This window comes from Armatimonas sp. (assembly GCF_964826245.1).
The window spans coordinates 1-10517 of the sequence record NZ_CBAYMC010000156.1; the positions used below are offsets into that span (position 1 = coordinate 1).

Annotated in this window: 11 protein-coding genes; 4 read left to right on the forward strand and 7 right to left on the reverse strand. The window is 58.5% G+C overall.

The features are described from left to right. Nucleotides 1-558: 558 nt before the first annotated feature. Nucleotides 559-1224: a hypothetical protein gene (locus AC1XOS_RS14740; protein WP_481962984.1), complete on the forward strand. Its 666-nt coding sequence runs from the start codon at nucleotides 559-561 to the stop codon at nucleotides 1222-1224. A gap of 6 nt (nucleotides 1225-1230) precedes the next feature. On the opposite strand, the gene AC1XOS_RS14745 is transcribed toward AC1XOS_RS14740, so the two are convergent. The 5 genes from AC1XOS_RS14745 to rplU all read right to left on the reverse strand — a co-directional run bounded on the left by AC1XOS_RS14745 (nucleotide 1231) and on the right by rplU (nucleotide 4987). Beyond that, nucleotides 1231-2112: a ComEC/Rec2 family competence protein gene (locus AC1XOS_RS14745; RefSeq protein WP_481962985.1), complete on the reverse strand. Its 882-nt coding sequence runs from the start codon at nucleotides 2110-2112 to the stop codon at nucleotides 1231-1233. 1 nt (nucleotide 2113) lies between these two features. Continuing rightward, on the reverse strand, nucleotides 2114-2782 hold the full coding sequence (locus AC1XOS_RS14750; protein ID WP_481962986.1) for a redox-sensing transcriptional repressor Rex: 669 nt from the start codon (nucleotides 2780-2782) through the stop codon (nucleotides 2114-2116). A 9-nt stretch (nucleotides 2783-2791) separates the two neighbouring features. Continuing rightward, nucleotides 2792-4144, reverse strand: a complete 1353-nt coding sequence (obgE, locus tag AC1XOS_RS14755) for a GTPase ObgE (RefSeq protein ID WP_481962987.1) — start codon at nucleotides 4142-4144, stop codon at nucleotides 2792-2794. A 214-nt stretch (nucleotides 4145-4358) separates the two neighbouring features. Then, a complete protein-coding gene (gene rpmA, locus AC1XOS_RS14760) occupies nucleotides 4359-4649 on the reverse strand; it encodes a 50S ribosomal protein L27 (RefSeq protein WP_481962988.1) in 291 nt (96 codons plus the stop codon). A 29-nt stretch (nucleotides 4650-4678) separates the two neighbouring features. Continuing rightward, nucleotides 4679-4987 (reverse strand): 50S ribosomal protein L21, encoded by a 309-nt coding sequence (rplU, locus tag AC1XOS_RS14765; RefSeq protein ID WP_309718337.1) that lies wholly within the window; start codon nucleotides 4985-4987, stop codon nucleotides 4679-4681. 93 nt (nucleotides 4988-5080) lie between these two features. Here rplU and AC1XOS_RS14770 point away from each other — a divergent pair, with 93 nt between their 5' ends. After that, nucleotides 5081-5470 (forward strand): RidA family protein, encoded by a 390-nt coding sequence (locus tag AC1XOS_RS14770; protein ID WP_481962989.1) that lies wholly within the window; start codon nucleotides 5081-5083, stop codon nucleotides 5468-5470. A 145-nt stretch (nucleotides 5471-5615) separates the two neighbouring features. Continuing rightward, on the forward strand, nucleotides 5616-6329 hold the full coding sequence (locus AC1XOS_RS14775; protein WP_481962990.1) for an RNA methyltransferase: 714 nt from the start codon (nucleotides 5616-5618) through the stop codon (nucleotides 6327-6329). Here AC1XOS_RS14775 and AC1XOS_RS14780 read toward each other — a convergent pair. Continuing rightward, the gene (locus AC1XOS_RS14780) at nucleotides 6292-7797 is read right to left on the reverse strand and encodes a Fic family protein (RefSeq protein WP_481962991.1); all 1506 of its coding nucleotides are present in this window, start codon (nucleotides 7795-7797) and stop codon (nucleotides 6292-6294) included. The two genes, AC1XOS_RS14775 and AC1XOS_RS14780, sit on opposite strands and share 38 nt — an antisense overlap. A 107-nt stretch (nucleotides 7798-7904) precedes the next feature. Between AC1XOS_RS14780 and AC1XOS_RS14785 the strand changes: the two genes are divergently transcribed. After that, nucleotides 7905-9878 (forward strand): DUF6785 family protein, encoded by a 1974-nt coding sequence (locus AC1XOS_RS14785; RefSeq protein ID WP_481962992.1) that lies wholly within the window; start codon nucleotides 7905-7907, stop codon nucleotides 9876-9878. 9 nt (nucleotides 9879-9887) lie between these two features. Here AC1XOS_RS14785 and AC1XOS_RS14790 read toward each other — a convergent pair. Continuing rightward, the coding region (locus tag AC1XOS_RS14790; protein WP_481962993.1) for a glycoside hydrolase family 16 protein at nucleotides 9888-10517 on the reverse strand (630 nt) is incomplete at its 5' end.

Genomic DNA, 10517 nt, shown 5'->3' on the forward strand with positions numbered 1-10517 from the left:
CGTTTTCGTTGATAGCACTTCGGCTTCTGCCTTCAGCGCCGCTTCTTTTTTCTGAATTTCAATAACACGGGCGACAACTTGCTCGACAAGGCTGCTGGTACGGTGACGTTCCTCGATTCGGTCTATCACCGCTTGAGCAACCACATCTACAAAATCATCGCGATCTTCGATAGCCATTCACGCTCCCAGGCGCACTGCACGCACGAACTTTATGAACGCACGGTCACGGTACGTCTTGCTTTTCGGGATACTTCCACCCTCCTGCCCTTTCTCGCGGGGAGAGGTGGCGGGGAGAGGAAGTTACGGGTAGTTTACCGGAATGCGTGTGTCAATGTCAAGCATTTAGGGGAGTTAGGAAAAATATTTTTTCGCTAAATCTTGCTATTTTATTGACAAAACCGACATACTTCTGTACAGTAATAAAAATCTTTACGCAGACACAGACACAGGCGTGTCGGGTAGTAAAAATCTTTTTTTGCCACTCTGCACAGCCGTGCCTAGCTCTGCAAAAAGATTTTTCAAGCAGGGCGCACAAGCGCACAAAAGGAAAAATCTATTATGCAAGCCTTACGCACTCTCTTCGGCAATCCTTTTAATATTCGGACGATACGTGATGCGCGAATCGCCGAGTTTGCACGCGATCATATCGAGCGACTGCGCCGCGCCAGCCCCAATGGAGCCTACCAAAGCCTCTTAACCGAGACGGAAAGTGCCTATTTCGCCTGTTTTGGTACCATGACCGCTGAAGACCAAGCCACTGCCGAGCGAGAGGGACTGACCCAGACGACCCGCGATGCCCTCGTTGCTTTCAAAGCCGCCGTGCCCGATCTGGAGGCCGCTGTCCGTGTCGCGTTTGGCAAGAGCAGCCCCACGCACGAGAGCTTTTTCCCCCACGGCCTCACCGAGTACCACAAGGCGACTCTCACCACCGTTCCCGTGCTGATGGAGCGTCTCGTCAGCCTCATTACCACACACGAAGCCAAGCTGGGAGCTTCGATCTTGGCACGCTTCACCCAGCTTCGCACCGATTTTTCCGGGGCACGCAAGGCCCAGCAGGCAAAGAAAGGGGCTGTCAGCCAGCTCAAGGCCGCGTCTAAAGAGACACGCTCCGCTCTGGAGCTACGTCTCTGGAAAAATGCCCTGCTCCTCGCCGCTGAGCATGTCGGACAGCCCGATCAGCTGGGGGTCTTCTTTGATCCCACACGCCTCAAACCCACACGCTAAAGAGAGCTAGCGGGCGAGCTCGACGCGCTGGCCATCGGAGAAGAAAAAGATATCGCCGCGCTCTTGATCGGTGCGTAGGATCGTGGCTCCGGTGGCGATGAGACGCTCCAGAGTCGCAGGGGCGGGCAAGTGCTTCTCTTTATCGTCGCTACTGATCACCACAAAGCGCGGCTGAACCTGGCGCAGTAGCTCGGGCGATGATGCCCCGGCGTTGCCAAACCGAGCGACCCGCAAGACATCGGCGGAGAGCTCGTGGCCCATCGAGAGCAGCGCCTGCTCCCCTGGCTCCTCCAAGCCCCCCTCCCAGAGAAAGCTCGTCTTCCCCCAGGTCAGGCGCAGCACGACTGCATTATTGGCGGCGGCGGGCGTGCGGGAGATCAGGCGCTCACCAGGGTAGAGAATCTTCACATGGCCCTCCGTCCCGAGGTTAAAGGCCACCCCTGCACGTGCAAGCTGCACCAGGACCCGCTGCTTTCGCAAGAGAGTCAGGGTCTCCTCCTGGCTTTTATTCACCCTTTCCCACCCGAGATCCAGCACCGACTTCACCGGAAACTGCTTGATCAGCTCGGTTGCGCCCCCGATTGCCTCGCTGTAGGGATAGGGGAGCACCAGCAGGTCAATTTGTTGCGCTCCCGCCGCCCGCAGCGACTCCGCCACGTGCGCACCTGAGCCGGGTGGCCCCGCTCCAATGACCATGAACTGGCCCTCAGGAGTCTTGATCCACGATGCCTCCCCCTGCCCGACCTTCAGATACGCCACCACCAGCGAGCGCGAAGGGAGCTTGGGGAGCATGACGGTCGGGCGGGGGCGAAAAATATATCCCAGCCCCAGTGCAGCGCCCCCTAAGAGCGCCAGTAAAACTCCCCCCAGCCACTGCCGACGAGACACCTTACTGCCCCCGCTTCTCGGTCTCCGTCAGGTGGTAGGAAAGCACCGCAAGCTCTTGGAGGAACGAGACATGGCGCACCACAACGCCCGCGGGCACTTTCAAGGGAGTCGGGGCAAAGTTCAGCAGCGCACGCACCCCGCTCTGGATCGCACTATCCGCAGCGGCTTGCGCGGCACTAGCGGGCACGGCTAAGATCGCAATCCGGGCCTGGAGCGCCTCATTGATCTCCCCCAGACGCGAGAACTCGATAATGTCCATCCCTAAGACGCGCTTGCCGATCTTCTCCGGGTCGGTGTCAAAGAGCGCGACAATATGAAACTTGTGCTCCTCCAGCCCCGGATACGAGGCCAAGGCGCTTCCTAAGTTTCCGGCCCCCACCAGCAAGATCGGCTGGAGCTTGTGGAGCTGCAAGATCCGCGCGATCCGGTTTTCCAGCTCCCCGACCTGGTAGCCCACGCCCGGCTTGCCAAACTCCCCAAAGTAGGAGAGGTCTTTCCGGAACTGCGCCGCACTTACCCCCGCGTGCTCCTCGATTTGCGCCGAGGAGATCGTCCGCACACCACTGGCCCCCAGATCCACCAGACACCTTAAGTAGGTGGTCAGGCGCTCTAGGGTTGGTGTGGGAACTTTGGGAAGGGCGGCGGTATCCTCAGTGGGAGTTTGTACCATCGTTCACGATTATACCGTAACCTCCATGTCCTCATCGTCGTTCTCGCCCTCGGCCTCGTCACGCCCCCAAGCATCTTCGTCCACGTAGTCAAACTCGGCGTTGCGGATACGAACCGAGTCGCCTTCCGCCGCGCCAAACGCCTTGAGCTTGGTAAAGACCCCCCAGCGCTCTAGCTGGCGCTGTAGGCGACGAACCGCGTACTCGTTGCCCATGTCGGTCATGGAGACAATGCGCTCCAGTGCTTTTCCGGAGACCACCAGCACCCCTTCGTCATCGCGCACAATCGTAAAGCGGCGAGGATCGTCATCGTCGCGTGCATTGTTGGTAATGTGCACCACGCCGCTGAGCTTAAGCGCCTCTTTGGGAATCTCCTGGAGCTTGGTCCAGACATGGAGGATCAGATCACGCACCCCCTCGCTCGTCACGCCAGAGATCGGAAAGACCTCCAGCCCACGGGCCTCAAAGAACTGGCGTAGGGGGATCAGCCCACTTCGGTCAGCCAGCAGGTCAATGCGGGAGAAAGCGACGACTTGCGGAAGTTTTGCCAGGTCTTCCGAGAACGCCTCCAGCTCGCGGTTGATGATGCCAAAGTCCTCTAAGGGATCGCGCCCGGTGAGCCCCGAGACATCCAGCAGATGGACTAAAAGCCGTGTGCGCTCCAAGTGCCGCAGGAACTGAATTCCCAGCCCCGCGCCCTCGCTGGCGTTCTCGATTAGCCCTGGCACATCGGCGATCACAAAGTTATGGTGGTCATCGGCACGCACCACGCCTAAGTTCGGCACGAGTGTGGTAAACGGATAGTCCGCGATCTTGGGACGTGCCGCACTCACTGCCGCCAGAAGCGTAGACTTCCCAACATTGGGGAAGCCCAGCAGCCCCACATCCGCCAAGAGCTTTAGCTCTAGCTTGACCCGTCGCTCCTCACCCGGCTCGCCTTTTTCCGCGAACTTAGGAGTCTGGTGGACGCTATTGACAAAGTGGACATTACCGCGCCCGCCACGCCCCCCCGCGATCAGCACCTCGCTCTGAGGGGTCTGTGCCAGGTCGGCGAGGAGCTCGCCGGTGTCGGCATCGTGCACCTGTGTTCCAGGCGGCACCTTGAGGACAATGTTCTCTCCGTGCTTGCCGTACTGCCGCTTGCCCATGCCATGGCCGCCGTTTTCAGCGCGGTATTTCTTGCCCGGACGGAAATCTAAAAGTGTAGACAGGTTCGGATCGGTCTCAAAGACCACTGAGCCGCCCCGGCCACCGTCGCCGCCATCAGGGCCACCACGGGGGACGTGTTTTTCCGTGCGGAAGGTCAGAGCGCCATTGCCTCCACTTCCTGCGACCAACCAAATTTCAACTTCATCTATAAACAAGGGATATACCCTCCTCCCCCCGGCCCCCTCCTCCCACCCCTGGGAGGAGGGGGAGAGAGGGAGAGTATGGGGGGGCTCTGGCTCCCCTCCACCCAACCTGCCTCCCAGGATTGGCACCCAGAGGGTACCCGGGGGCAGAGGGAGGAGGGAATCCAAAGCAAAGGCCCGGCTGCAGAGCAGACCGGGCCAGAATCTGTAGTTGTGTAAAGAGAGCTTACGCGCTTACGGGAGCAGCTTCTTCCACATCGACGGCGACCATCGGGTACACCGAGATACGTCGGGTATGCTTGTGACCTTCGAACTTCACAATCCCATTGATCTTAGCGAAGAGCGTGTAGTCGCTTCCCTGACCGACGTTCTTACCCGGATCGAACTCGCTGCCACGCTGACGGATCAGGATGGAACCGGCGGTGACGAACTGACCGGCGTACTCCTTGACACCCAGGCGCTGGGCATTCGAGTCACGACCGTTGCGGGACGAACCCACACCTTTTTTATGTGCCATTTTCTTATTCCTTCTCTACGGATCAGAGCCTACGCGGCGATGGAGTCAATGCGCAGACGGGTCTCGAACTGGCGATGCCCGTAGTGGCGCTGGTGGTTCTTCACCTTGATGTAGGTGATCCCATTGATCTTCTTGCCCTTGCCCTGGCCGACGATTGTTGCGGTCACTTTCGCGCCGGGAACCGTGGGAGAGCCGAACACGGGGGTATCTCCACCAACGAAAAGAACATCGTCAATGGTCACGACATCGCCCTCAGCTCCTTCGAGCTTCTCTACGACGACGGTATCTTTTTCTGCGACGCGGTACTGTTTGCCGCCGGTACGAATTACTGCATACATAATTTTTTTGCCAACCTCTGTCAAGACAACCCTCGGAGTTTACCACAGCTACCGGGCTTGCGCAAATCAAATTTTCTCTGTAGGGTAGCAGGCATGAATGGAACTGAGCTCATGGCCGACGGCGGCCCCGACCCCGTCGCCGCCTACCCCCACGCCCGCCGCGTGGGCAACTTTCTCTTTATCAGCGGCCTCGGCCCCCACAAGCGCGGCGAAAAAGACCTACCCGCGACGTTTGCCGACGAAGTCCACGGCGTCTTCCACAACCTCAAAGTCATCCTAGAGGCCGCCGGACTCGGACTAGAAAACGTCGTGGATGTCACCGGCTTTCTCACCGACTTAGACACAGACTTCGCCACCTACAACGCGATCTACGCCGAGTATTTAGGCCAAATCCGGCCTGCCCGCACCACGATCCAAGTTGCGGCGCTCCCGCGCGGTATTCATGTGGAGATCAAAGTGCTAGCAGTGTGCCCCGCCGATTAGAACGGTGGGGCTGGAGAGCCTCCGGCTACGAAGGGCGTGCCGCCCATGGGAATCCCGAGTGAGCTCGGTATGGCCGGAACGGCCTTTGCAGCGGAGCCTGCGACGCTCGTCAGCACCGCCGCGCCAACCGGCGGTGAATCCAAAAATGAATCACTTTCACATCATCTTGATCGAGCCGCAGGAGAGCCTGAATATTGGCTCAGTGGCGCGGGCGATGCAAAACCTCGGGTTTTCGCACCTGCACCTAGTCGCGCCACGTGGCTACGACCGTGAGCGTGCCTGCGTCACGGCGCGGGATGCGTCGGTGATTCTGGACACAATGACGGTTCACGAGAGCTTTACAGACGCACTCGACGGCATGCAGGAAGTGGTCGGGCTGGCGCTGCGAAAAGGCGAGAACCCGGCGCACTATGTCAGCCTGCCGCAGTGGTCGGAGAAATTAACAGAGCGCCAAGGCCGCACGACCGCGCTGGTCTTTGGCCCTGAGGACGATGACCTACGGCATGAGCATCTCAATCTCTGCCGCTGGGTCGTGCGGATTCCCACCACCGCGGCCTACCCGAGCTTCAACCTCGCGCAGTCGGTCTTGCTGACGCTCTACGAGATCACGCGCAGCCTGCCTGCGGAGCCGGTTGCTGCCGCCGTTGCCGATGCGCCTACCGAGAACGAGTATGTCCAGTTCGACCGCCACCTCGACGGCGTGATGGCGGCGAGCGGCTTCGTGCGCCCCGGAACCCCTGCGCCCGTGCCCGCGCTCGTCAAGTCCCTCCTGCGCCGCTGTGATCCCACTCGCCACGAGCTAAGCGTTCTGCTGGCGCTCTTTAGCCGGGTGCATTCGAGCCTAAAGCGATCTCCTTGAATACCATCTCCATACGCGCCAGCTCATCGTCACGCAGCTCCGCAAAAACGCCACGTTTTTTCTTGGAGAGCTGTCCCCCATTCTGATCCAGAAGGCGAAGAAGTAAATCCAATCGCTGATCGGGCATATCCACGATATGTATCAGCGCCTCGCGCACGGCATCGTAGCTCTCCAGATAGCGTAGCTCGTCGGCAAGCTCTCGCTCGACACTTTCTTGAACCACCGGAGCCAAGTACTCCACAGTAAAAGTGAGATCTGGGAATCTATAGAATGGCTCTAGCTCACTTGCATTCAAAAGAGTGAGTTCCATCTCGCGTGAAACATCGTAGTTGGCAAGAGCCATGAGTGGACGGGAGAAATATTCCAGAGCGCGATCATAGTCCTCACGCCTACGAAGCATCACCGCAGATACAGGAAGGAGTAGCCCTTGCGGAATGAATCCGCGCCGAGTAAGCGTGTCATGAATAAGAAACCGGTGGAGACGACCGTTGCCATCCACAAAAGGATGAATCAACACAAATGAAAAAGAAAGTAGAGCAGCTTGAACCACAGGAGCAATCTCAAGCATTTTCGCACAAAAAGCAAGCCCACGAATTAGTGAGTCAACCCACTCTGGAGGCGGGCAGATGTAGTCCACCTGCATTTTTTCAAGTCCTCGCTGTGTGCCCACATAGTTCTGGATAGTACGGAAACCACTTTCCCGGTACCGTTCGTCAACAATAGCATTTTGAAGGGGAACAAGGCCAGGCTCTGCAAAAAGCGTCCCCCAAGTGAAATTAACCTGTCCTGCCTCACGTAGAAGAGCCACAAAACGCTCGGTCCGTTGAGGACTGGGATTCTCCTGCTCAATGCTATAGGAAGAGCGAGTTTCTTTATAGTAAGCGTAGTTTACAGCCCGCTGAAAAAGCTCAGGAGGATAGCAATCTCGAAGTTTCTCTAGAGCCTCACTAATAACCATTTGTTCGGCGAATACCACTCCTGGTGTCCGTCGAACCATTGGACAGAACCAATTACTTCCAAGAAGATTATTATTTACCCGCCAGCGAGTAATACGAACAGGATTTGTCGCCACAACATAGCGCTCTGAATCGAGAACATCCACATAGTTTCCCTGCCAACGATCCGCGACGGGAACGGTCTTGTGCAGGAGATACTCATAGAGAAAACCTATCCGCCAGGCATACTTACTGGTCGGCTGTTGATCAATCCATTGGGCTAGCTCCTGTAGATCCAAGCGCGGAAAAAGCGTTGCAAGAAGTGCCAGCTCTATGCCATCGTACTTCAATGCAAAAACGAGGTGATCCAAAATGGTATCACCGGGCCAATAACTCTGTGGAAAGGTCTTATGGACACGGCCCCGCGCATCTACTGTCTGACTTTTGATTTTCCCTATTTGGGACGAGTGGCTTGGAGGGAAGTGCAAAAGAGAAAAATGTCGAATCAGCCAAGCGTAGCCACAAGGTTCCATAAAAACAATTATATCAAGTCTTCTTTCAAGAAAATCTTTATCCTTCAAAAAAAACACTTACAGAAGCAGTCATTTCCTTGAAAACATTTATACAGTACAATGCCTCTATGAGAAACACGCGGGCTCTGGGCCTGACAGTGCGCTCGGTCTTGCTGGGGCTGGGGCTGACGGTGCTCACCAACCTCTGGATTCACTACGCCGAGCTAATCATGAGCGGCGTGCAGGGCCACTCAGCGGTTGCGGCGACCGCGACTCCAGTCGGAGCGGTGACTCTAATCTTTGGTGTCGCGGGCATCAATCTCCTACTCAAGCGCTTTCTTCCCCAGACCATGCTTACGGCGGCGGAGATGCTGATCGTCTACGTCATGGTCACCACCTCCACCGTACTTAGCTCGTCGGGCCAGCTCCACTTTCTGGTGCCCACCCTTGTCGCCTCGTTCCACTACGCCACTGATGCCAACGCGTGGGCCTCGACCTTCCATCGCTTCGTCCCATACTGGCTGGCGCAGACCAACCCACAAGTGCTCGATGGCTTTTACAAGGGCAAGACCACGCCACCGTGGGGGCTCTGGGCACCACAGATGCTTGTCTGGATCGGTTTTATCCTGACCCTCACCTTCGCGACCTTCTGTCTGGTCTCGCTCATGCGCCGCCAGTGGGTAGACCGCGAGAAACTCAGCTTCCCGACGGTCGCGCTGCCCCTCGCGATTGTCGAGGCGGGCACGGATGATGGGAAAGGCTCGCTCTTTCGTAATAAGCTCTTCTGGGCCGGACTGCTGATTCCCTTTACGCTCACGCTTATCAATACCCTCGCTCTCAACGACCCGAAGTTCCCTCTCGTCTCGCTCCGCGCCGACACGGACCTGGCGCAAATGCCTGCGATTCTCTCCAGCCCCCCCTGGAATGCGATGGGCCGCACGCCACTCTCGTTCTATCCCTTTGTGATCGGAGTGGCCTATTTTATTCCCGTCGAAGTGACGTTCTCCGGCTGGTTTTTCTTCCTGCTCACACGCATCGAGAACGTGGCTGGGGCGGCATTAAACATAGACGCCGGGATGACGGGCACGCAGCGCGCCACTTTCCCCTTTATCGGGCAGCAAGGCGCAGGCGCATTTCTCGCCCTTGCCCTCGTTCCCCTCTGGCTCGCCCGAAGCTACGTCAAAGAAGTGATCTCGATGGCCTTCGGTGGCCCCAAAGGCGAATTAGACGATAGCGACGAAGCCCTGAGCTATCGCGCCGCCGCGATTGGCTTGCTGGTCTCGGTTGGCCTCATGATCACGTTCTGCGTGGTCGCGGGGATGCAGCCACTCATCGCCACGCTACTCGTTCTTCTGGCGCTCTGCTACATGGTCGCCGCCACCCGTATCCGCGCCGAGACCGGCAATGCCTGGCTCTTTGGCCCCGAGGTGGATGTCAACCACATGCTCACCCGCACCCTCGGAACGGGCCTGCTCACCCCCGCCGACCTCACCGTTCTGGCCTTCATGCGCCCCGTCCTAGGCAACTTCGACATGCGCTGCCTGCCCATGCCCCACCAGCTCGAAGCGCTTAAGATGGCCGATAGTGTCGGGGCCAGCCGCCGCAAGACCTTTGTTGCCATCGCCATCGCCACCGTGATCGGCCTGAGCTCGTCGTTTGCCATCGCCCTGATGCTCTGGCACGGCTACGGCGCGGAGGCAAAGACCGATGCCTGGCGCACGAGCATGGGCCGCCAGCCCTTCGATAATCTCGTCGCCCTGATGCGCAACCCCGCCGCCCCCGATCTACGTGGCCTTGTCGCCATCGGCTTTGGCTTCGCCTTTACGGCCTCCATGATGTTCCTGCGGGCGCGTTTCCTCTGGTGGCCACTGCACCCGGTCGGCTACGCCATGGCCAACACCAACACCATGACCAGCACCTGGCTCCCGTTTCTGATCGCCTGGGGCCTCAAGATCCTCGTCCTGCGCTACGGCGGCGCGGACACCTACAAAAAATTCGCCCCCTTCTTCCTCGGCATGATCGCCGGAGATCTGCTCGGCGGTGGCCTCACGACTGCTTGGGGCGCTCTCTCGGGGATCAATGTCTACCCGATAAACTGGTAGGCGCGGCCGCTACGGCTTCTTCTGCCAGACCCGGACATAGTCCACGACAAAGGCATCGGGGTAGAGAGTGCGGGTCATGTCGGCGGGGTTGTTGGGGTACTCCATGCTCAAGATCAGATATTCCTTGATCTTGGAGATGCCCTGCGTCACCTCGTAGAACTTCAGACCGTCCACGTAGAAAACATACTTCTCGGGGGTCCACTCCAGCCCGAAAGTATGAAAGCCCGTCCCGACTCCCTTAAGGTAGCTCTGCATCCCCCGCGTGGTCTTCTGGTTGGGGCCATACGCCCAGTGGACATTGTGGGAGACAATGTCGGTGCCCAGCTTGCGGAAGCACTCCATGATATCGATCTCCGCCCCAAAGAGAGCCGGATCCTCGCCCTTGGCGATCTCCGTGGACTGAATCCAGAACGCCGCCCACACACCCGGCGACTTCTGCACCTGCGCCCGGCACTCGTAGTAGCCGTAGCGAGCGGAGAATAAGTCTTGCGTCCCCACCGCGCTCCCGAGAAGCTGCTCGCCTTTTTTCTTCGCCCAGAGCCAGAGGTAGCCATCCTTGACCTCCACCGCCTCCTCCGAAACATACGCAAGCGCCCGCGGCCCCGCGCCCCGCACCTTCCACTTGGTCGGATCGAGCTT

Coding starts and splice junctions, on each gene's coding strand:
- AC1XOS_RS14740 (WP_481962984.1), top strand. CDS start 559: ATGCAAGCCTTACGCACTCTCTTCGGCAATCCTTTTAATATTCGGACG.
- AC1XOS_RS14750 (WP_481962986.1), bottom strand. CDS start 2,782: ATGGTACAAACTCCCACTGAGGATACCGCCGCCCTTCCCAAAGTTCCC.
- rpmA (WP_481962988.1), bottom strand. CDS start 4,649: ATGGCACATAAAAAAGGTGTGGGTTCGTCCCGCAACGGTCGTGACTCG.
- rplU (WP_309718337.1), bottom strand. CDS start 4,987: ATGTATGCAGTAATTCGTACCGGCGGCAAACAGTACCGCGTCGCAGAA.
- AC1XOS_RS14770 (WP_481962989.1), top strand. CDS start 5,081: ATGAATGGAACTGAGCTCATGGCCGACGGCGGCCCCGACCCCGTCGCC.
- AC1XOS_RS14775 (WP_481962990.1), top strand. CDS start 5,616: ATGAATCACTTTCACATCATCTTGATCGAGCCGCAGGAGAGCCTGAAT.
- AC1XOS_RS14780 (WP_481962991.1), bottom strand. CDS start 7,797: ATGGAACCTTGTGGCTACGCTTGGCTGATTCGACATTTTTCTCTTTTG.
- AC1XOS_RS14785 (WP_481962992.1), top strand. CDS start 7,905: ATGAGAAACACGCGGGCTCTGGGCCTGACAGTGCGCTCGGTCTTGCTG.